Here is a 22393-nt window from a genome sequence, read left to right as displayed (position 1 = left end):
CTTTTGGCTCCCTCTATTGGGTTTGGAGGTACAGAACGAGTTGTAGGTAGGCTTGCCAATAACTTAATTAAATATTATAACGTATATCTTATTTTAATGCATAACAGTGTAGATTTACCTATAGATAAGCGTGTGAATATTATTTTTTTAACTCAAAAAAAAGAACACTTTAACAATACAAAGTTAAATAAAGCCTTAACGTTTTGTAGGAGTTTAAAAAACTATCATAAAGCCATTAAATCAAATAATATTTCTATTTGCATTTCATTTCTTGCCAGACAGAATATTATAAATGGTATTTATAAATTAAGGGTTCCAAAATTTAAAACTATTATTAGTGAGCGTTGTTTCCCGTCAAATACTTACGGAAAAATAAATAAACAGTTAGTTAGTTTTTTTTACAACAAAAATGACTGTTTATTTTCTAACTCGGCACATATTAATACCGATTTACAACAAAACTTTAAGCTTAAAATTCCTGCATATGTTATTTATAACCCTATTAACACATTAAACAAGAACCCCAATTTTAATAGTTATAATTGCACAAAATCTACCTTTAAAATTATTGCTATAGGGAGGTTAAATCCTGTGAAAAACCATAAAAACCTAATTAAAAGTATGGTGTATTTAAACGAATCCTTTCACTTAAATATTTATGGTATTGGTATATTAAAACAAGATTTAATACAGTTAACAAAAAAACTAAAGGTTACCAACATGGTAAGCCTAAAAGGAAATAGTAATTCTATAAATACAGAAATACTATCGCATCATTGTTTGGTATTACCATCACTGTCTGAGGGATTTCCTAATGTTATTTTAGAAGCTATGTCACTTGGTGTTCCAGTTATTGCAACAAATTGTATGTCTGGTCCATTAGAGTTACTCAATGATAATGAAGACGTTTATATAAAGCAAGGCGAATTCTTTAAAGCAAAATATGGCTTATTGGTTAATGTTAATGATGAGGAAGCATTAGCAAAAGCTATTACCTATTATAAAAACAATGATGATGTTAGAGAAACTTACAGCAGATTAAGTTTTAATAAGGCCAAACAATTTGATATTACAAAAATTGAATTACAAGTAAAAGATTTAATCGATAACGTATTATGTGCGGAATAAATGGTATTATAAGTAAATCTTCAAATGTAACTGATGTTAACGATTTATTAAAGAACATGAATCGGCTAATTTGGCATCGTGGCCCAGACGACGATGGTTTTTTTGTAAACAACCATAACAATGTAACTGTTGCTATGGCAATGAGAAGACTGTCCATTATAGATTTAACAACAGGTAAACAACCCATTTACAATAAGGACAAAAGTATTGTTATTGTTTTTAATGGTGAAATTTATAATTACCAAACACTAAAACAGGAACTTCAAAATGAAGGTGTCATATTTAACACAAAAAGTGACACAGAAGTTATCCTAAAATTATATGAAACTAAAGGTGAAGCTAGCTTTAGTAAATTAGACGGCATGTTTGCTTTTAGTATTTACGATAAAAACAAAGAAAAAGTTATTATTGCAAGAGACTTTTTTGGAGAAAAGCCACTTTACTATTATCATGACACCAATGGCTTTTATTGGGCATCGGAGTTAAAATCAATAACTAATAATTTAAGGCAGACACCAAGTATATCTAAAGCTGGATTAAATTTATTTTTTAGATTAACTTATATTCCTGCGCCATATACCATTTACGAAAATATTCATAAACTCCAAGCAAATCATTATATCTCCTATAACTTAAACAAAAATAGTTTCTCTATTCATCAAATCAATACCTTAAAACAAGACAAGAAGCACATTACATTTAACCATGCTAAAACGCAATTAAAAAACTTAGTATTAAAAAGTATTGAAAGCAGATCTATAAGTGATGTTCCTTTGGGCACTTTTCTTTCTGGCGGTGTAGACTCATCTATAGTAAGTTTAGGACTCTCAAAATTAACAGAAAAAAAAATAGATACTTTTTCTATAGGATTTGATAAAGCTTCATTTGACGAAACCGACAAATCACAATTAGTAGCAAAATTAATTAATAGCAACCATCATGAGTTTATTCTTACAGAAAAAGATATAGAAAAACATATTCATGATATTTTATTAAACTTTGATGAACCATTTGCAGATTCTTCTGCTCTACCAAGCTATCTAGTTGCAAAACAAACACAAAACTTTGTAAAAGTTGCTTTAACTGGTGATGGCGGGGATGAACTTTTTGCAGGTTATAACAAATACTATATAGGAAGATTAAATAATAAATACACGAGTATTATTCCTGAGAACTTACATAACGCCTCTAAAAGCTTATTAAATAAAGTATTATCTACCAAACAAGATAAAAGAGGAAAGCGATTTAAAATAAAAAAACTTATAAATGCCATAAATTATAATAACAACCACTATTGGAATATTATTTCACTTGGTTTTGGTGATGATACTAATAAGTTGTTAAACGATAATTTTTATCAAGCGTCTGTGTTTAATTTTTATAAAAGCAAAGTAAATATCCCAAAAAGCATACATGATTATAGAGAAATAGACAGACATATTAGCCTTGAAGGAGATATGTTGGTAAAAGTAGATAGGACAAGTATGTTATGTTCGTTAGAATGTAGAGCGCCATTTTTAAATAAAACGCTTTGGGAATTTTCTAATAATTTACCAGAGAGTTATTTACTTAAAGGCTATAATAAAAAGTATCTTTTAAAAGAAGCCTTTAAAAGCGAATTCCCTAAAGGATTTCTGGATAAATCTAAAAAAGGATTTACTGTACCTGTTGGTGATTGGTTAAGATCTAGTTTAAAAAATGAACTTATAAGTTATACTGATACGTCTTTTTTAGAGAAACAAAATTTGTTTAACATAGACTATATTAAAACTTTAATAAAAAATCATATCTCAGGAAAAGAAGACAATAGCTATAAAGTTTGGACATTTTATACATTTCAAAAATGGTACGCAAATACTTATAAACCTTAACTCTCTTTTGTTTTATGTAATTGTAGTTTGTTTCCTAAGTCTAAATCATAATGTTCTGGAGTAAAAGTACCACAACCAGATTCGGCATGAAATGTTAATTCACCAAAATAAATCTTATCATTAACGTGATAAAAATCTACTCTTAAATAACAAAAATCTTTTGCAAAAATCTCTCCTAATTTAATCATTCTGTCATAGTGTTTAGGTTTTTGTATTTCTTCTCCCGTATCGTATATCCAGGTAACGTGCATTAAATTCCAATGGGCATCGTATAAGTTTCTTTTATGGTTTGTTTGTCTATCAATATCTACTTGAGTAAAGGCTAATTTTCCATTAAAATAGTGCATTTTATAATCGAAAGGAATAGCCCCTGTTTTGTCCATTAATAACTTTTCTACAACAATGCAACGGTCTATATTTTTATACTGCCATTCTTTATAACGGTAGTAATAATTAATATTTAAAAACTTAGCTAAGGTATTTTGTGTAGCAATCCAATTAACTTTGGTTTTATCTCTAACAATTATACCTCCAGAACTATCGTGATTTGTTTTAATTATAACAGGGAAATCTGGTAAGTTTTCTGGAATAATATCTCTTGGGTGTTTAGTTTGAAAAACCAATGGTATTAAATATTCTTCTCCTATTTTTTCTTTTACGTAATCCCTAACTTTAAATTTGTCTGCACAAATGGTATGTAATGGTGTTCTATCGTTAAGTTTTAGCCATTGCAGTTTTTCGTTAAACGTTTTAGGGTTTTCTAAATCTGGTGGATAACCTAAGTTTTTTTTAAATTCTTTTTTTATAAAACTCTTATCGCTTACAGTAGCATAACGAATATATTCGTAAACATTTTTAAACGGTTGAATTATTGCAAAACCTATTCGAGTGTTATGATAAATATTAGATATAAAATTTTTAATCATATGTGCTCTTTATTTAATTGGTTTAAATCTATCAAATTACCCAATTTCAAATCGTATGCTTCTGGATATATTGTTTCAAGTCCGCTACCATGATGAAATGTAATTTCTCCAAAAAGAACTTTACCTTCAAAATCGTATAAATCTATTCTTGAATAGCAAAATGGCTTAGATAACTCTTCTGCTACAGTAATCATTTCCTGTAAAGTACTGGGTTTTTTAATATGGCTGCCATTATCCCATAAAGGTTTATTATTTTGCCAAATAGACCATGTAAATGGTAGTAATTTCCAAGTTGTACTATACATATTTCTTTTATGGTTGCTATACCTATCAATATCCACTTGAATAACTTGTACTTTACCATGAAAACAATGCAGTTTATAATCAAAAGGAATATCCCCTAATTTATTTACTAAAAGTTTTTCTGCAATAACACAAGGTTTTATGTTTTTATATTGCCACTCTTTACTTGAATTATAATAATTTTTTTTAAGTAGTTTCTTAAAATGTTTTCGCTTTTTTTTCCAATTAATGGCATCTTTATCCCTTACAATAACGCCTCCAGAGCTATTATGGTTTGCTTTAATTATAAAAGGGATATCTGGGAAGTTTTCGGGTTTAATATCTTTTATATCATAGCTTTGAAAAACTAAAGGGATTAAATAGTTTTCTCCAACAGTTTCTTTAACATAGTTTCTAACTAAATATTTATCAGCACAAGTGGTGTGTAAATTGGTTCTGTCGTGTAGTTTTAGCCAATGTATTTTTTCGTTTAAAGTTTTTGGTTTTTCTAAATTTAAAGGTCTACCAAAACGCTTTTTAAAATTTTGTTTTAAAAACGTTTCGTCACTATATAAAATAGACCTTAAATAAAGGTGAATGTCCTCTATAAAGTCTACAAGTTTTTTTACAATCCAAGTATTATGATACAAGTACCTGGCAATTTTGAACATAACAGCGATTTATTAAACCTAATGTAGAACAAATTTTACTAAACAAAAAACTTATCTTATTTTAGTTGAAAACTAATTTATTGTGAAAAAAATCTGTCTTGTTGGCGGTGAAGATGTACACAAACGTATTGCCTTGTCACACTATCTTACAAAGGCCGATTTTAAAGTAACTATAATAGGAACAAGCACAAAAACGTTTCCAGACACTATTACTTATGTTCCTTACAATTTGGTTAGACACTTCTCCCCTAGTTCCGATTATAAAACACTAAAATGGTTACAAAACTTTTTTAAGAATAATGATTTTGATGTTATTCATACATTCGATACTAAACCTGCATTTTTACTGCCTTTAGCATTAAAAAAGAACACAACTCCTATTACAAGAACAATTACGGGGTTAGGTACTATTTTTATGTCTAAAACGGTATTTAGCTCTGCTTTAAGAATGTCATACTACTTTATTCATCGCCATATAAAGAACCGAGTTTATAAAACTATTTTTCAAAATTACGATGACCGAGACTTATATTTAAAACACAAACTTGTAATTAAACCTAATTACGATCTTATTTTTAGTAGTGGTATAGATTTAACTCAAATTAATAAAATTGCTCCAAGAAACCATAACAAATATACTTTTATATGTGTTGCAAGATTAGTGTACGAAAAAGGTATTATAAATTTACTAGAAGCAGCTAAACTATGTAAAGACAAAGGTTATGATTTTAACGTATTATTGGTTGGACCACTTGAAGAGAATTCAAAAAGATTAAATAAAACCATACTCGATAGCTATAGAGATGTTGTGCAATGTTTAGGAAAACGACATGATATTTACGATTTACTTTTAAATGCAGATGCTTTTATATTACCTACCTTTAGAGAGGGGTTTGCAAGAGTTTTATTAGAAGCTGCAGCTGTTGGACTGCCTATTATTGCTACTAATGTTACAGGAGTGCGAGAATTTGCGAAACATGAAAAAGAGGCTTTATTGGTAGAAGTTAAAAACTCCAAAGCTTTATCTAATGCCATGATTAGATTATCTCAAGACAAAGAACTGGCCGATAATTTAGTCGAAAATGCATTAAAACACGTCGAAAAGTTTAGCTTGGAACATATTTCTAAACAATATATTAATATATTTAACCAAGCTATTAATCAAGAACTCTAAACAAAAAATGAAAATTCCATTTTCACCGCCTTATATAAACGACGGTGTTATAAAAGAAGTTAACGACTCCTTACTGTCTGGGTGGATTACAACAGGTCCAAAAGTAAAAAAACTTGAAGAACTGGTTTGTTATTACACAAAGGCTTCCAATTCACTCTGCGTAAACTCTGCAACTTCTGGACTTATTTTAGCACTTAAATGGTTTGGTATAAAAGAAGGAGATGAAGTTATTATTCCAGCATATACTTATGTCGCTACGGCTTTAGCAGTAATACATGTAGGAGCCAAACCTATTATGGTAGATGTAGAAGATGATTTTAATATATCTGTTAATAATATTAAAGAAGCTATAACCCCAAATACAAAAGCTATTATTCCTGTGGACTTTGCTGGCTGGCCTTGTGATTATTCTGAAATAAACAACTTAGTCAACAAACAAAAGTCATTTTTTAAACCCACACACCCAAATCAAGAAAAACTAGGGCGAATATTAGTTGTTTCAGATGCTGCACATGCCATTGGCGCAATATATAACAACTCTCCAATTGGTGTTGCTACAGATATAACTGTATTTTCTTTTCATGCAGTAAAAAATGTAACTACTGCCGAAGGCGGTTGTGTTTGCTTAAATTTACCACAACCTTTTAGTAATTTAGAAGAATACAATTTTATGCGTTGTTTTTCATTAAATGGACAAACAAAAGATGCATTTACAAAATCTAAAGCAGGAGGATGGCGTTACGATATTATTTACCCCGGATTAAAAATTAATTTGCCCGATGTCCTTGCAGCAATTGGTGTAGCACAATTACCAGAATATTTTTCACGTATCTTAGCAGAAAGGAAAGAAATGTTTAAATATTATCAAGATTTTTTTAAAACTAAATCTTGGGCAATTTTACCATTATATAAAAACAGTCAAAAAACATCTTCATGTCATTTATATGCGCTTCGTATTAAAGATATATCAGAAAAGCAACGAGATGTCATTATAGAAAAAATTGCACAAGCTAATGTAGCTGTTAATGTCCATTTTCAGCCATTACCATTACTAAGTTTGTTTAAAGAAAGCTATGCTATCGAAAAATACCCAAAAGCTTATAATAATTACAAATCAGAAATATCATTACCTATTTACCCACAATTAACAACCAAACAGTTAAATTATATTACCCAAACAGTGTCAAATGCCGTTAAATCTACTTTAAATGAAAAGGTTATTTGATATTATATGTTCTTTATTAGGCTTAATTATATTATCGCCAATATTAATAATTATAGCCATATCAATTACATTAGAATCTAAAGGCGGTGTGTTTTATAAACAATTGCGAGTTGGAAAAAATAATACCGATTTTAAGATATACAAATTTAGAACCATGTATGTAGGCTCTGATAAAAAAGGACTACTTACCATTGGTAATAAAGATTCTAGAGTAACCAAAACAGGTGTTTTTCTTAGGAAGTATAAACTTGATGAATTACCACAGTTAATTAATGTATTAAATGGTTCTATGAGTTTTGTTGGGCCAAGACCTGAGGTTAGAAAATATGTAAATTATTACTCAAAAGAAGATTTGAAAATATTTAGCATAAAACCAGGTATAACAGATTATGCTTCTATTGAGTTTAGAGATGAAGTAGAACTACTAAAAAATGCAAAAGATCCTGAAGAATTATACATAAATGAAATTATGCCTAAAAAAATTGTCCTAAATAAAAAATATATGAACAACCCTACACTACTAACCGATATTAAATTAATACTAAAAACATTTATAAGTATTATAAAATAAAAAATGGATCAAGGGCATTTTGTTATATCATTAGATTTTGAATTGTATTGGGGCATTTTTGATGTACGCTCCTTAAACTCTTACAAAAAAAATATTGAAAATGTAGCACTAGTAATTCCTAAACTTCTAAAAGTAAGTCGGCAATATAACATTAGTCTTACTTTTGCTACAGTAGGATTTTTATTTGCTACATCAAAAGATGAACTAATACAACTCTCTCCACAAATAACCCCTTCGTATTTTAATAAAAATTTTAGCCCATACAAATTAATTAAACATATAGGCGATAACGAGAAAAACGACCCTTATCATTATGCAACATCATTAATAAACTTGATTAAAAAACATGAGAATCACGAAATAGGAACTCATACCTTTTGTCATTATTACTGTAATGAGTTAGGACAAACTCAACAACAATTTGAAGCCGATTTAATTGCAGCAAAACAGGCGGCTTCTATACACGGTATTAAAATAAAAAGTATTGTTTTTCCTAGAAATCAAATTAATAAAAAGTACCTTCAAGTATGTATTAAACATGGTATAATTTGTTATCGTGGATCTGAAAAACACTGGATGTACGAAACCACAACCACCAAACAATTAGAAAATAAAAAACATAGACTGTTTAGACTATTAGATACTTATATTAATATTTCTGGATACAACACACACAACCCTAAAAACGAAAATGGTATTGTTAACATTTCTTCCAGTCGCTTTTTAAGACCCTACAATAAACAATTACGTTTTTTAGAACGACAAAAAATAAACCGTATTAAAAAAGGTATGACATATGCTGCAAAGAAAAAAGAAGTTTATCATTTATGGTGGCATCCACATAATTTTGGTAAGCATATAGATGCCAATTTTAAGGCTTTAGAAGAGATTTATATGCATTATCAGTATTTACACAAAAAATACAACTTTAGAAGCGTTACAATGTCTAATCTAGCAAAAAACATTGTTTAACAACTAACTAAAGGTAATAGTGAAGTTATTTTTTTTACCCTTTACATAGTAAGTTTCATCTTCTACAGAATTGTATTTATAAATTTTTATATTTAATATATGTTCTGGTGATTTATACAGTTCATCGTATACAATTGGTTTTAAAAAAGCATAATCTATATTAGACAAATCAATTAATTGCAACCCATTAGTCGCTTTTTCTTGTTTGTGTTTTTCTATTTTAAAAGTTCTTCTAGTTGTCTTAGGTTTTTTTCCTTTTAGTAGAAACTTAAGTTTTACATATTTGTCGTTAACATTCTTGTCTCTTAAATATTGTTTTAGTTCATATTTAAGTTTTATGTATTTCGCTAATGTGCTTGCTATGATGTTTTTAGAATCGTATATAATGTGGTTCTCGTAAACGTATTCATGATTAGTCCATCTATTTTTATATTCGTACTCTCCTTTAGAAAAATCATAAATAGTATAGCCATTATCAAAACACCACTGAAAAAGTTTTATTATTGTTGTATGTCCTAGATTAAACCTGTAGTAATCTGTATCGAAAGATGTTACAGCATAAAACATGGTTGTGTTAGATAAAAAACTTAAAGATACACCAATAGGTTTATCGTTATTGGTTATGGTTATTAATAAAGCACACTTTTTTTTAAGCATTTTATAAATTAAATCGTAGTAATACTCCCAAGTTTCTAAAATATCGTTACTTTTTTGTAACTCATTAAAACGCTTAGTTAGTAAGTTTTTAAACCCTTTCATTATAACATCATATTGTGCTTTATCCATGGCTTCATTATAAATATTGTAATGTATATTGAAACAGGTTTCTAATCGTTGAATATTACGTCTAAACTTATATCTTGTATTAGATTTAAATTGCTTTTTTGCAAAAGCATCATAACTTTCAAAATCTTGTAAATCGGTAAGAAAGCCTTTATACTGCTTAACTTTAAAACGTTTTAAGTTGTTATGTTTTAGCTCCTTAAGGTTAAAATAACTAGGAACATCGTAAATTAAAAAAGCACGTCCTTTAAAATCGTTCTCTTGCTTAGCAATTTGATAAGACATACCGTTAGTAATATTCTTTCCTATATTACAATATAAAGGTATATTTAAAGCTTTATAAAAGCTTACATCTTTTATACTATTAAAGTTGTAAATTCTTTTTTTTGCATTAAAATACTTGGACCAAACTGAAACAAATGTCTTGGTTAGAAATGGATTTGGTGTCATAAATAATTAATAGCTAGAAACGAATTTAATACTTATAAAGTAGATAGCCAACAAGAAAAAAACTAAAAAGCACCTATTTATAAAAAATATAATAGTTATATTATACTCATATTTAACCACTTTCCCCTTATTAAATAATTTAGTAATAAGGTTTTTAAAGTACCTTAAGAAGTTTAAATTAATAAATCATTAAAGACTATTACAAATAGATAAAACTTAATACATTTATTAATAAAAAAACGAAGAACGTTTAAATAAGTTCTTCATCGTAATTTTTTGATTTATACTTTAAAAACCCCAATATTTATATGGCTATTAATGAATCTAAGTTGAATTCTAGAATTTGGTTATCACCACCACACATGAGTGGATACGAGCAAGAATTCATTGAAGAAGCATTTAAATTAAATTGGATTGCACCTTTAGGACCTAACGTTAATGGTTTTGAAAACGATATTGAAGTTTACTTAAACCAAAACCGACATGTTACCGCCCTAAGCTCTGGTACAGCTGCTATTCATTTAGCTTTACACATTATTGGTGTAAAAGCTAAAGATGAAGTGATATGCCAAACAAAAACATTTGTAGCTTCGGTAAATCCAGTAAAATATTTAGGTGCTACTCCTATTTTAGTTGATAGCGAAAAAGAAACTTGGAATATATGCCCTAAGCTTCTTGAACAAGCTATAATAGATAGAATTAATAAAGGAAAAAAACCAAAAGCTATTATTGCAATAAATTTATATGGTATGCCTTATAATACAATGCAAATAGAAACCATTTCAAAAAAATATAATATTCCTATTATAGAAGATAGTGCCGAAGCCTTTGGAAGTGAAGTTTATGGAAGAAAATGTGGGACTTTTGGCGATTTTTCAATACTATCATTTAATGGGAATAAAATTATAACAACTTCTGGAGGTGGCGCTTTAATAACATCATCTAAAAAACTTAAAGAAAAAGCCGTTTTCCTAGCAACTCAAGCTAAAGAAGATGGAAATGAATACATCCACAAAACTCTTGGCTACAATTACCGTATGTCTAATATTATTGCTGGAATAGGACGCGGTCAAATGAGAGTTCTTGACAATTATGTGTCGTTAAGAAGAAGAAATTATAAATACTATCAACAAAATCTATGTCATATTAAAGCCATTACATTTTTAAATGAGCCTAAAGGATTTACATCAAACAGATGGTTAACATGTATACTTCTTGATAATGAAAACACAAGAAACAACTTGTTAAAACTTTTAAACGATCATAATATTGAAGCTAGACCATCTTGGAAACCAATGCACCTTCAGCCCTTATATAAAAATGTTCCAACATATCTTAATGGTGTCTCAGAAGAGTTATATAAAAAAGGCTTATGCCTACCAAGCGGCTCTAACCTAACTAAAAACGATTTAAAAAGAATCGTTAATTTAATTAAATCTTACTTTGGAGAAGCTTAAAAACATATTAAGAAAATTATCTAACAGATATGCTTCAAAATGGTTAGTACTCCTCTTTGATTTATGTATTGTAGGACTAACTTTTTTTATAGCCTACATAATTAGATATAATTTTAATTTAGATTTTGATTTTAAATTATTCTTAAAACAAGTTCCTTTTGTTTTAGTTGCAGCAATTATTAGTTTTCTGTCTGTTAACTCTCACAAAGGTGTTGTTCGGTTTACAGGAGTAAACGATGTTGTTAATTTAATTATAGGGATTAACATAATAGCTACAATCCTTATTGTATCTACTTTTTTAAGCCGAAAATTTAATTTTAATAATACGTTTGATATTCCTGGCTCAATAATTTACATTCATCTTTTACTTAATGTATTAATATTAGTTGGTGCTAAATTTGTTGTTAAGTCTATATACAAAAGCATTGTTACAAATATTGAGGAACAAAAGTCTATATTAATTTATGGCGCAGGAACATCTGGTATGATTACTTACGATGCTGTAACAAACGATCCTAAAAGCCATTATAAAATACTAGGATTTATAGACGAAGATGAAGGTAAAATAGGAAAAAAAATTAATCTACTTAACGTTTATAACCCTAAAAGCATTACAAAAGAGTTTATTGAAAAACATCATATCGATGAAATCATTATTTCAATACAAAGCATAAATTCAAACAAATTACTTCAATTAACAAATAGCTTTTTTAACCTAAACCTTAAGGTTAAAATTGTTCCTGCAGTTAAACACTGGATAGATGGCGATTTAAGCATTGGTCAAATAAAAGATATAAATATTGAAGATTTATTAGGTAGAGAACCTATAAATATTGACAACCCTTTACTTATTGAGGAATACACCAACAAAGTTATTTTAGTAACAGGTGCAGCAGGCTCCATAGGTAGTGAGTTGGTTAGAAAACTCACCCATTTTAAGTTTACAAAACTTATTCTTATAGATAATGCCGAATCGGCACTTTATAACATTCAACAAGAGCTTTTACGTAATAATATAAAACATGTAGAAACCATTGTCTCTGATGTAAGAAACAATGTAAGACTTCACATGATTTTTAACACATATAAACCAGATATAGTATTTCATGCAGCAGCCTATAAACACGTTCCTTTAATGGAACAAAACCCATACGAAGCTGTTAGCGTTAATATTAAAGGCACTAAAAACGTTATAAGTAATGCTGTAAAGCATGGCACAGATAAATTTATTCTAATCTCAACAGATAAAGCCGTAAACCCAACAAATGTTATGGGTGCCACAAAACGCATAGCAGAAATGCTAATATGTTGCCAAAAAGAAGCCTCCAACGGTAAAACAAAGTTTATTATCACACGGTTTGGTAATGTTTTAGGTTCCAATGGCTCAGTAATACCTTTATTTAAAAAACAAATTGAAAATGGCGGTCCTTTAACCGTTACACATCGCGATATTATTCGTTATTTTATGACAATTCCTGAAGCTAGCCAATTAGTTTTAGAAGCAGCCGCTATGGGGTTAGGATATGAAATTTTTGTTTTCGACATGGGTAAACCTATTAGAATATTTGACTTAGCTGTTAATATGATAACCCTTTCCGGTTTAAGATACCCAGAAGACATCGATATAAAAATAACAGGGTTAAGACCAGGAGAGAAAATTTTTGAAGAGTTACTTATAGATGGTGAGAACACCAAACCTACATATAACGAAAAAATAATGATAGCAAAATGTAAAGAAATAAAAATTGATAAAGTAAGACAATCTATTTCAGAGCTTTGTGCGCTACACTCTACAACCCAAAATATTGAAATTGTATCTAAAATAAAAGATATTGTGCCAGAATACAATCCTAACAACTCCAAATATGATGTTTTAAACATTAAATAAAAGCTATTAACCAATGAAACTATTTAACCCAAAAAACATTAAACACATAGTAAGTTTATTAACCATTGCTCTACTTACCTCTTGTGCAACAACAAAAGATCTTACTTATTTTCAAGATGAACCTCTATCAGAGTATCATGAAATAGAATTTAATACCGATATATTTTATAAACCTAACGATAAGCTATCTATTATTGTATCATCTATAGATCCACAAGCTTCCAGACCGTTTAATTTACCTATAATTTCTGAAGGACGTTCAGAAATTATAACTCAAGGAAGCTCTAAAATGCAAACCTATTTAGTAGATAGAAACGGTAACATTCAATTTCCTGTTATTGGCGAATTTAAAATTGGAGGACTTAGCAGAACAGAAGCAACTCAACAATTAAAAGAACAACTAAAAGAATATTTAAAAGATCCTATTGTAAACATAAGGATTGTAAACTTTACAGTAACTATACTTGGTGAAGTACGTAACCCAGGAACCTTCGTTTTAGAAGATGAAAAAATTTCGCTTAATGAAGCTTTAGGATACGCAGGAGATCTTACTATACATGGAAGAAGAGATAATGTATTATTGATAAGGGAAAATAATGGTAAAAAAGAATATGCTCAGTTCGATTTAACATCTATTAGTGTTTTAAACTCAATTAGTTATTATTTAGAGCAAGACGATATTATCTATGTTTCACCAAACAAAGCAAAAGTTAGATCGTCCTCCTATAATCAAAATGCTGTTGTAATAATATCTGCAGTAGCAGCTCTTACTAGTATTGTTGGTCTATTTGTAAATTAATTTCTTATGAAAACAAAAACCACCAATCAAAACGAACATTTTCGTGATATAGTAGATCCTTATATTAATAAGTGGAAACTAATAGTTTTTTGCGTTATTGTTGCCATTACACTAGCTTACGTATATTTAAGATACGCCACTTATCAATATAAAGCTAATGCTATAATTCAAATAAAAAACGATAGACAAACCACTAAATTACCAGAACTATCATCCTTACAAAACTACGGCTTATTTAAAAAAGACTTAAACAACGTACTTGATGAAGCAGAAATTATAGCTTCGAAAACACTTATAGAACAAGCCGTAAAAGAGTTGCGATTTAATATTCAATACTACGTAGAAGGGAGAATACAAAAACATGAAGTATATATAAACCCTCCTTTAAATATTAATTTTAGTGCAACCGACTCCATTCTTTTTCAGGTAGATACTATAATGAATGTTAAAATTCAATCTCCCAACAAATTTCTTTTAAAAGGCGCAACACAAAACACTAAATTTTGGGAAACTAACGACCAAAGTACCGAAGAACAAGGTACGGAATACAGTTTTGGCGAAGCAATAGAAACTGGCTTTGGCGAAATAACTATTACACCAAATATTGGACAATATGCTGTGAAAACAGGATCCAACATAACAATTAAAATATCTCCAATTAATAAAATTGTTGGCCATTATAAAGGAAATTTAACGGTTGAAACAAAAGAATACTCCAGCATTATAAAGCTTTCCGTAAATGATAATAATAAAGATAAGGCTGCTCAATTTTTAAGCAAACTTATAGAAGTTTACAATAAAGATGTTGTAAAAGATAAACAAAAAGTTGTTGAAATAACTTCAGAGTTTATAAATAGTAGATTAAAAGTCGTTTCTGAAGAATTAGGAGAAGTCGATTTAACCGCAGAAACTATTCAAAAGAAAAATAGATTAACAGACTTAGCTACACAATCTAATATTTTCCTTCAAAACGAAAGAGAAAACGAAACAAAAATTATTAAAACGACCAATCAAATTCAACTCATTGACTACATGGAAAACTATGTCGATGAAAACAGTTCGACTGGAGATTTACTTCCATCAAATATTGGTATAGAAGATAACTCAATTGCAGAAATAACAAGAAGACATAACGACCTTGTTCTTGAGAGAAATAGGCTATTAGAACACTCTAGTGAAAAAAACCCAACGGTACAAAATCTTACCAATCAAATAAATGAGCTAAAAACCAACCTAGAACAAAATTTAAGTAATATTAGATCTTCTAATAAAATTACATTAAACGCACTTAACGAAAAAGCAAATAAAATTAGTGGCCAAATATACAGTACGCCAACCAAGCAACGTCAGTTTAGAGACACCCAGCGTCAACAAAGTATTAAAGAGTCTCTATACTTATTTTTACTACAAAAACGAGAAGAAGCTGCTATATCGCATGGTATAACATCTCCTAATGCTAAAGTTGTAGACGATGGTAATGCTAGCTCAACACCTGTATCACCAATTAAACCCATTGTTTACCTATCTGCACTAATACTTGGCGCTAGTTTACCTATTGGGCTAATTTATCTATTTCAGTTGTTAGACTCGAAAGTACACACAATAAAAGATGTTAAGAAAGCTATAGATGTTCCTTACTTAGGCGACATTCCAAAATCTAGTAAGAAAAATCAGCTAATATCTAAAGTAGATTATAGCTCAAAAGCTGAAGCTTTTAGAATGATAAGAACAAATCTAGACTTTATGTTACAAGATATAAAAGATAGGGCTAAAATTATATTTGTAACCTCTACCACAAGTCAAGAAGGAAAATCGCACACCTCAATAAATTTAGCTTCTTCACTTTCATTTTCAGATAAAAAAGTCCTGCTTATTGAAACAGATATTAGAGTTCCTAAAGCTACAAATTACTTGAATATTAATAACGATTTAGGAATTACCAATTTTATTGGAAATAAAACACTTACACCTAAAGATGTAACAGTAAAAGTAAAAGATAATGATAACTTAGATGTTATTCCGTCTGGTATTATTCCGCCTAATCCATCCGAATTATTAATGAGTAATCGTGTAGCAGAGTTATTTGATACTGTAAAAAATGAATATGATTATATTATAGTAGATACTGCTGCAGTTGGGTTAGTAACAGATACCTTGTTAATTAGTAAATATGCCGATATGTTTGTATATGTTATTAGAGCAAATTACATAGATAAAAGACAATTACATATAGCACAAACTATGTATAACGAAAAACGTTTACCTAATATGGCTATTTTGTTAAATGGAGTGAATCAGAAAAAAGGAACAAATTATGCTTATGGTTATGGTAAAAAACCTTCTAGTAAAAAAACTTGGTGGAAGTTTTCAAGTTAAACAAGCATTTTTCGGCGTTTCTTTTCTATAGATAGTAATGTTAATTCGCGTCCTGTTTGTCCAGAAACCGAGGTATTCTCCTCTGCTCTGCGTATTAAATATGGCAACACATCTTTTACAGGGCCAAAAGGAACATACTTAGCCACATTGTAACCTAGCTCAGACAAGTTAAAACTTATATGGTCGCTCATACCATACAATTGGCCAAACCACACACGATTATCGTTCTTGGATATTCCTTTTTCTTCCATTAATTCCATAACTAAATAACAACTTTCTTCATTATGGGTTCCTACAAAAACAGAAATTAAATCTATATGATCTAAAATATATTTTGCACTTGTATTAAAATTAACATCGGTTGCTAATTTACTATCACAAATTGGCGAATTATAACCAAGCTCTAAGGCACGGTCATTTTCCTTTTCCATATAAGCGCCTCTTACAATCTTATACCCTAAAAAATAGCCTTCTTTTTTGGCTATGCCATGTTCTTTCTTTAAAAAGGCCATTCGGTCATGGCGATACATTTGCAAGGTATTATAAACAATAGGCTTTTCAGTATTATAGCGCTTCATCATTAAGGTTACAAGATTATCAGCAGCATCTTGCATCCACGTTTCTTCGGCATCAATAAGGATTTCTACATCCTTTTCTTTACTTAAACGACAAACGGTATCGTAACGTCCTACAACACGATTCCATTCGGCTTGTTCTTCGCTCGTAAACGCCTTTCCTTCACCTTTTTTCTGATAAAGATAAAATCGTCCAAACCCAGTTGGTTTAAAAACAACAATAGGCATAGCATCTTTATTTGCTGAAAATTTTATAATTTCAACAATCTTTTGCATGGCGTCATCAAAATGAGCCTCATTGGCTTTACCTTCAACCGAGTAATCCAAAACTGAACACACGCCTTTAGAATACATAGCATCTATTACAGGTAAACAATCTTTCTCGTTTACTCCGCCACAAAAATGATCGAAAACGGTAGCTCTAATTAAACTATCTACAGGAAGTTTAGCCTTAATGGCAAAATGCGTTAACCACTTCCCTATTTTAACAAGTGGTTCATAAGCAATCATTTTAAACAGATAATAAGCTCTGTTTAATTCGGAGTTACTTTTAAGCGCAAAAGCAACTTCGGTATTATCGAAAATACGTTTACTCAATTCCTCAAAAAATTTACTTTGCAAATATAATTAGGAGTTACTGTTTTATTATAAAAAAATACACCTTATTTTCACATCATATTTAACATTAGATATGATTTCAATAAAAACCAATAATTGCGATATACATTTTAACAAGTCTTGTTACACTCATTTAAATAAGTACCTATCTAGTAATAACATCTCTAAAGTGTTTCTTTTGGTTGATGAAAACACTCACAATACATGTTTACCTTATTTTTTAGGACATGTAGAAACAGACTTACCTATAGAAATTATAGAGATTGAATCTGGCGAAGAACATAAAAATATAGAAACGTGTTTAGGTGTTTGGAAGGCGTTAACCGAACTTGATGCCGACAGAAAAAGCCTTATGATAAATCTTGGTGGTGGTGTAATAACTGACATTGGCGGATTTATTGCCTCTACTTATAAACGTGGTATTACCTATATTAATGTTCCAACATCCTTACTAGCTATGGTAGATGCCTCTATTGGTGGGAAAACGGGTGTTGATCTTGGCGGACTTAAAAATCAAATTGGTGTTATTAATTCTGGTGATATGGTTTTAATAGACACTACTTTTTTAAGAAGTCTTCCGGAAAATCAAATGCGATCTGGTATTGCAGAAATGTTAAAACATGGATTAATTCAAGATGAAAAACACTGGAATGCTTTTAAGAAATTGGAAAGCATGACACAAGAAGAGTTTGATACATTAATTTACGAATCTATCCTTATAAAAAAAGCCGTTGTTGAAGAAGATCCTAACGAGTTAGGACTAAGAAAAATACTAAACTTTGGCCATACACTTGGCCATGCTATAGAAACGTATTTTTTAAACAATACCGAAAAAGAAGCCTTATTGCATGGCGAAGCTATTGCCATTGGTATGATTATGGAAAGTTATATTTCTACCAAACAAGAAGAGTTACCTAAAACCGCTGCTATAGATATAAAAGAAACCATTCTTAAACTATTTGGCCATGTTAATATTGGTGACAATGATGTTACTCCTATAATAGATCTTTTAAAATATGATAAAAAGAATGAACACGGAAACATTAATTTTGTGCTATTAGAAAATATTAGTCAACCAAAAATAGATTGCCAAGTAGAGACCTCTTTATTACATGAAGCGTTTCAATTTTACAGCTCATAACAAAAAAAACCATACTTAAATACTGATAATCAAGCAAAAACGAATCATTTTTTTTCGTAACTTTATAAAAATTGCTAAAGAAGATAGAGGCGAATATTAATTTAAATCTTTAGTAATGAAAAGAGTAATCGTAGACTATAAAAAGATCACTCCGGAAATTCTTGAGTTACTAAACCAAAAATTTCCTGATGGCTATAATGATGGCGATGTTATAACGTTTGATGACCATCATAACCACACTATTGAAGCAGTTGAACTTAAAACTGACGCGTGCATTTATCTTGTAAAAATTAGTAGTAAACTACATTATACGTTAACAAACTTCTCTGCAGATGAGTTAGAGGTTAATGATGATGGTCACGTTATTTTAAATTACGATTTACAAGCAGATACTTATGGAGAGGAAGAATAAAAAAACAGGTTGAAAAGTAGCAACCTGTTTTAAATAATATTAAACTATTTTAAGTTATTCTCTATAAATTTGAATAGCACTCGTACCATCATAATCAGTAGTAGATTCACATGGAATTACTTCTCCTGTGCTATAATCTATAATTTCATTTACAGTTCCTGTAAACATTTCAGTGTCAAAATTATATTGGGTTTCTACAGTAAAAATAAATGTAAAATCACGTGAATAATCGTCCCATTCTTCTGTAACTTCATTATAGCAACTAGGTGTTATTGCACTATCTCCAGAAAAATCCATACTTAATTGAGCTCCTTCGAGCGTGTAAGCATTATTACTAAACGCAGAATTTACTTCGCTGCCATCTTCTTGATATCCATCACTTATTATAGTTACCTGATTAAATGTTATAGAACTGGCATTAAATTCAAAACGATATAATGCCGCTTCATCATCATAAGTTCCAAATAGATAGCCGCCGCTTATTTCCATAATCCAATTGCCTGATAAATCTATATTTACCTCTTCAGGATAAACTCTAATAGGAAAACTACCATTAAAACTATTTACTTCATCATTATAAGAGTAGTTTAAAGTAGATTCTATAAATTCATCTTCGCCTACATTGGCATCTTCACTAACATCAATAGTTGCAACTAATTGATTATTCTCGAAACTGATAGCACTTATTGACAGATCATTATGATTGACTGAAAATGAAAATCCGTTAAAGATATTAGAGGTTGCTGGCTCAAAAGTTGGAGTTGATTCATTTGGTCCAACATGTTCTTTCTCTGATAGTGTAAACCAAGTATTTTCATTAATCCATAAAATAGTTTCGTTGATTTTATCTATTAGCTCATTAAGATCATCAAAAGATGTAAAAAATCCAGAAATAATACTGGAAGAATCATTTCTATCGTCAGAATTTAATGTTCTTGCAGCAATATTCAAATCCATTATTTTCTGTTCACCAGAATTAAATGATAACATAGTAGATCCTCTTCCCGTATCAGAAATAATACCATCAATAGCAGCATCTACTCGTTTTAGTTTTCGCGACTCAATCTCTGTCATAAGTTTGCCTGTAGTTACATAAGCTGTAAAAGCTACTGTGGCAAAACCGGCTGCTGCCCATGGTTGACCTAGTGTAATACAACCATATGCTAACCAAACACTTTCGCCAAATGTAAAGATAGACCCACCCATGGCAACGTATAATTGGGTTTCACTCATGCCATTTATAAGGTCATCAATATAATTATCTCGTCCAAATCTAGCATTCTCTAATGGTGCTAAATAATCTGTATTTAATAAATCATTTATTAAATCTTCATTGGCAACATAAAATTTAGCCAATTGCATTTTTTCTAATTCATTTAATTGAGAAATAGCAGCGTTATAATCATTCAATGCTGCAATAGCTTCTTGGTCATGTATACTATTTCCATAAGGAAAATTGTCTCCAAAAGTGGTTAAATTAGTTGTATACTCTACTAATATCTCATCTACTGTTTGGGTCAATTCAGTATCTTCAATAGTGTATTTTACTTTTGTATTAAAATTAGGTATATCTAAAGTGCTTTCGCCAAAAGGAAAATCTTCATCTACTATAAACCCTATTGAGTTTTCGCTAAGTTTCACTAAAGAAATTGACATGTCATCAAGTGTTCCAGTATAGGTGTCTTGAGTAATGTTTTGCTGTAAATTAATCTTAACAAATTGAGAGGTACGTATAACGCCTCCATCTATAATAATTGTTTCTGGGGGATTATCTGAACTATCGTCTGAGCTACAACCTAACAGAGTAATTAATGAAAAAAGTAAGATAAATCGTTTCATAAAATATAGATTTTTCCTACAAATCTATTGAATACAAAGTGTTTAGACAATACTCAATTTGAGTATATTTCATAAAAAACCCCACGTACATAAGTAAATGGGGCTTTATTATTTATAGTATAAAAAATTGCTTACACATTAAACAAGAAATGCATAATATCGCCATCTTTTACAATGTAATTTTTTCCTTCTACACGCATTTTTCCAGCTTCTTTTACTTTAGCTTCGCTACCATAACTTACATAATCGTTATAAGCAATAACTTCGGCACGAATAAACCCTTTTTCGAAATCGGTATGGATTACACCAGCTGCTTGTGGTGCTGAAGCTCCAACGTTTACCGTCCAGGCTCTAACTTCTTTAACACCTGCTGTAAAATAAGTTTGCTGGTTTAAAAGCTTATAAGCTGAACGTATTAATTTAGAAGCTCCTGGTTCTTCTAGTCCTATATCTTGTAAAAACATTTGACGCTCTTCGTAGTCGTCTAGCTCATTAATATCGGCTTCTGTTCCTACGGCTAATACTAAAATTTCAGCATTTTCATCTTTTACTGTGTCTCGTACTTTGTCAACATAAGCATTACCAGACACAGCAGAACCTTCATCTACATTACATACATACATCACAGGTTTATCGGTAATAAACTGTAATGGTTTTACATATTCTTCATAATCTTCGTCACTAAATTCAAGAGCTCTAACAGAAATTCCCGACTCTAAACCGTCTTTAATTTTTATTAAAACAGTTTCTTCTGCTTGTGCTTCTTTATTACCTGTTCTGGCTGCTCGTTTTACTTTATCTAGTTTCTTTTCTGCTGTTTCTAAATCTTTAAGTTGAAGCTCGATATCGATAGTTTCTTTATCACGTATAGGATCAACACTACCATCAACATGTACAACATTATCATTATCAAAACAACGTAATACGTGTAAAATAGCATCGGTTTCACGAATATTAGCTAAAAACTGATTTCCTAAACCTTCACCTTTACTAGCGCCTTTTACCAAACCAGCGATATCTACAATTTCTACTGTAGCAGGAATAACACGTTCTGGGTTTACGAACTCTTCTAGTTTTGATAATCTAGGATCTGGTACATTTACAACACCAACATTAGGTTCTATGGTACAAAATGGAAAGTTTGCACTCTGTGCCTTGGCATTAGATAAACAATTAAATAACGTTGATTTTCCTACATTAGGTAATCCTACAATTCCTGCTTTCATTGTATTAGT

18 protein-coding genes are annotated in these 22393 nt (G+C 30.0%); 12 read left to right on the top strand and 6 right to left on the bottom strand.

Annotation, left to right across the window (positions count from 1 at the left end; translation table 11 throughout):
* The first annotated feature begins 3 nt into the window (after nt 1-3).
* The gene (locus tag R3L15_RS05830) at nt 4-1128 is read left to right on the top strand and encodes a glycosyltransferase (RefSeq protein WP_338733815.1); all 1125 of its coding nucleotides are present in this window, start codon (nt 4-6) and stop codon (nt 1126-1128) included.
* Nucleotides 1116-2999 (top strand): asparagine synthase (glutamine-hydrolyzing), encoded by a 1884-nt coding sequence (gene asnB / locus R3L15_RS05825; RefSeq protein ID WP_338733814.1) that lies wholly within the window; start codon nt 1116-1118, stop codon nt 2997-2999. The genes R3L15_RS05830 and asnB overlap by 13 nt, the downstream gene beginning before the upstream one ends.
* On the opposite strand, the gene R3L15_RS05820 is transcribed toward asnB, so the two are convergent.
* Nucleotides 2996-3925, bottom strand: a complete 930-nt coding sequence (locus R3L15_RS05820) for an ATP-grasp fold amidoligase family protein (protein WP_338733813.1) — start codon at nt 3923-3925, stop codon at nt 2996-2998. The two genes, asnB and R3L15_RS05820, sit on opposite strands and share 4 nt — an antisense overlap.
* Entirely contained in the window at nt 3922-4878 is a 957-nt protein-coding gene (locus R3L15_RS05815; RefSeq protein WP_338733812.1) for an ATP-grasp fold amidoligase family protein, read from the bottom strand. The genes R3L15_RS05820 and R3L15_RS05815 overlap by 4 nt, the downstream gene beginning before the upstream one ends.
* Nucleotides 4879-4960: 82 nt before the next feature.
* Between R3L15_RS05815 and R3L15_RS05810 the strand changes: the two genes are divergently transcribed.
* Genes R3L15_RS05810 through R3L15_RS05795 form a run of 4 tightly spaced genes read left to right on the top strand, consistent with a single transcriptional unit; the run spans nt 4961 to nt 8820 of the window.
* A complete protein-coding gene (locus R3L15_RS05810) occupies nt 4961-6052 on the top strand; it encodes a glycosyltransferase (protein ID WP_338733811.1) in 1092 nt (363 codons plus the stop codon).
* 7 nt (nt 6053-6059) lie between these two features.
* Nucleotides 6060-7277, top strand: coding sequence for a DegT/DnrJ/EryC1/StrS family aminotransferase (locus R3L15_RS05805; protein WP_338733810.1), 1218 nt, complete (start codon nt 6060-6062; stop codon nt 7275-7277).
* Nucleotides 7261-7848 (top strand): sugar transferase, encoded by a 588-nt coding sequence (locus tag R3L15_RS05800; RefSeq protein WP_338733809.1) that lies wholly within the window; start codon nt 7261-7263, stop codon nt 7846-7848. The genes R3L15_RS05805 and R3L15_RS05800 overlap by 17 nt, the downstream gene beginning before the upstream one ends.
* Nucleotides 7849-7851: 3 nt before the next feature.
* Nucleotides 7852-8820 carry a polysaccharide deacetylase family protein gene (locus R3L15_RS05795; protein WP_338733808.1) on the top strand — a complete coding sequence of 323 codons (969 nt, stop codon included), beginning with the start codon at nt 7852-7854 and terminating at the stop codon, nt 8818-8820.
* A 3-nt stretch (nt 8821-8823) separates the two neighbouring features.
* On the opposite strand, the gene R3L15_RS05790 is transcribed toward R3L15_RS05795, so the two are convergent.
* Nucleotides 8824-10053 carry a GNAT family N-acetyltransferase gene (locus tag R3L15_RS05790; RefSeq protein WP_338733807.1) on the bottom strand — a complete coding sequence of 410 codons (1230 nt, stop codon included), beginning with the start codon at nt 10051-10053 and terminating at the stop codon, nt 8824-8826.
* Nucleotides 10054-10361: 308 nt separating this feature from the next.
* On the opposite strand from R3L15_RS05790, the gene R3L15_RS05785 reads away from it, so the two are divergent.
* From R3L15_RS05785 to R3L15_RS05770, 4 genes are read left to right on the top strand one after another with little or no spacing between them, the layout of a single operon-like run.
* A complete protein-coding gene (locus R3L15_RS05785; protein ID WP_338733806.1) occupies nt 10362-11510 on the top strand; it encodes a DegT/DnrJ/EryC1/StrS family aminotransferase in 1149 nt (382 codons plus the stop codon).
* Entirely contained in the window at nt 11497-13398 is a 1902-nt protein-coding gene (locus tag R3L15_RS05780; protein ID WP_338733805.1) for a nucleoside-diphosphate sugar epimerase/dehydratase, read from the top strand. The genes R3L15_RS05785 and R3L15_RS05780 overlap by 14 nt, the downstream gene beginning before the upstream one ends.
* Nucleotides 13399-13411: 13 nt before the next feature.
* Nucleotides 13412-14197 carry a polysaccharide biosynthesis/export family protein gene (locus R3L15_RS05775; protein ID WP_338733804.1) on the top strand — a complete coding sequence of 262 codons (786 nt, stop codon included), beginning with the start codon at nt 13412-13414 and terminating at the stop codon, nt 14195-14197.
* Nucleotides 14198-14203: 6 nt separating this feature from the next.
* The gene (locus R3L15_RS05770) at nt 14204-16573 is read left to right on the top strand and encodes a polysaccharide biosynthesis tyrosine autokinase (protein ID WP_338733802.1); all 2370 of its coding nucleotides are present in this window, start codon (nt 14204-14206) and stop codon (nt 16571-16573) included.
* On the opposite strand, the gene R3L15_RS05765 is transcribed toward R3L15_RS05770, so the two are convergent.
* Nucleotides 16570-17745 carry a proline dehydrogenase family protein gene (locus tag R3L15_RS05765; protein ID WP_338733801.1) on the bottom strand — a complete coding sequence of 392 codons (1176 nt, stop codon included), beginning with the start codon at nt 17743-17745 and terminating at the stop codon, nt 16570-16572. The genes R3L15_RS05770 and R3L15_RS05765 overlap by 4 nt on opposite strands.
* Nucleotides 17746-17839: 94 nt before the next feature.
* On the opposite strand from R3L15_RS05765, the gene aroB reads away from it, so the two are divergent.
* Nucleotides 17840-18907, top strand: a complete 1068-nt coding sequence (gene aroB, locus R3L15_RS05760; protein WP_338733800.1) for a 3-dehydroquinate synthase — start codon at nt 17840-17842, stop codon at nt 18905-18907.
* 115 nt (nt 18908-19022) lie between these two features.
* The gene (locus tag R3L15_RS05755; protein WP_338733799.1) at nt 19023-19319 is read left to right on the top strand and encodes a hypothetical protein; all 297 of its coding nucleotides are present in this window, start codon (nt 19023-19025) and stop codon (nt 19317-19319) included.
* A gap of 54 nt (nt 19320-19373) precedes the next feature.
* Here R3L15_RS05755 and R3L15_RS05750 read toward each other — a convergent pair whose 3' ends face one another.
* Together R3L15_RS05750 and ychF are read right to left on the bottom strand one after the other, a co-directional pair.
* Nucleotides 19374-21158: a hypothetical protein gene (locus R3L15_RS05750; protein ID WP_338733798.1), complete on the bottom strand. Its 1785-nt coding sequence runs from the start codon at nt 21156-21158 to the stop codon at nt 19374-19376.
* A gap of 131 nt (nt 21159-21289) precedes the next feature.
* Nucleotides 21290-22384, bottom strand: a complete 1095-nt coding sequence (ychF, locus tag R3L15_RS05745) for a redox-regulated ATPase YchF (protein ID WP_338733797.1) — start codon at nt 22382-22384, stop codon at nt 21290-21292.
* Between the last annotated feature and the right edge of the window lie 9 nt (nt 22385-22393).

This window comes from Mangrovimonas cancribranchiae (assembly GCF_037126245.1).
Lineage (GTDB): Bacteria > Bacteroidota > Bacteroidia > Flavobacteriales > Flavobacteriaceae > Mangrovimonas > Mangrovimonas cancribranchiae.
The sequence above is the reverse complement of the archived record's forward strand: the minus strand, read 5'-3'. Positions and strand labels throughout refer to the sequence as shown.

What these genes read in the sequence shown, in the direction of transcription:
- asnB (WP_338733814.1), top strand. Translation starts at nt 1,116, where the DNA reads ATGTGCGGAATAAATGGTATTATAAGTAAATCTTCAAATGTAACTGAT.
- R3L15_RS05820 (WP_338733813.1), bottom strand. Translation starts at nt 3,925, where the DNA reads ATGATTAAAAATTTTATATCTAATATTTATCATAACACTCGAATAGGT.
- R3L15_RS05815 (WP_338733812.1), bottom strand. Translation starts at nt 4,878, where the DNA reads ATGTTCAAAATTGCCAGGTACTTGTATCATAATACTTGGATTGTAAAA.
- R3L15_RS05805 (WP_338733810.1), top strand. Translation starts at nt 6,060, where the DNA reads ATGAAAATTCCATTTTCACCGCCTTATATAAACGACGGTGTTATAAAA.
- R3L15_RS05800 (WP_338733809.1), top strand. Translation starts at nt 7,261, where the DNA reads ATGAAAAGGTTATTTGATATTATATGTTCTTTATTAGGCTTAATTATA.
- R3L15_RS05795 (WP_338733808.1), top strand. Translation starts at nt 7,852, where the DNA reads ATGGATCAAGGGCATTTTGTTATATCATTAGATTTTGAATTGTATTGG.
- R3L15_RS05790 (WP_338733807.1), bottom strand. Translation starts at nt 10,053, where the DNA reads ATGACACCAAATCCATTTCTAACCAAGACATTTGTTTCAGTTTGGTCC.
- R3L15_RS05785 (WP_338733806.1), top strand. Translation starts at nt 10,362, where the DNA reads ATGGCTATTAATGAATCTAAGTTGAATTCTAGAATTTGGTTATCACCA.
- R3L15_RS05775 (WP_338733804.1), top strand. Translation starts at nt 13,412, where the DNA reads ATGAAACTATTTAACCCAAAAAACATTAAACACATAGTAAGTTTATTA.
- R3L15_RS05770 (WP_338733802.1), top strand. Translation starts at nt 14,204, where the DNA reads ATGAAAACAAAAACCACCAATCAAAACGAACATTTTCGTGATATAGTA.
- aroB (WP_338733800.1), top strand. Translation starts at nt 17,840, where the DNA reads ATGATTTCAATAAAAACCAATAATTGCGATATACATTTTAACAAGTCT.
- R3L15_RS05755 (WP_338733799.1), top strand. Translation starts at nt 19,023, where the DNA reads ATGAAAAGAGTAATCGTAGACTATAAAAAGATCACTCCGGAAATTCTT.
- R3L15_RS05750 (WP_338733798.1), bottom strand. Translation starts at nt 21,158, where the DNA reads ATGAAACGATTTATCTTACTTTTTTCATTAATTACTCTGTTAGGTTGT.
- ychF (WP_338733797.1), bottom strand. Translation starts at nt 22,384, where the DNA reads ATGAAAGCAGGAATTGTAGGATTACCTAATGTAGGAAAATCAACGTTA.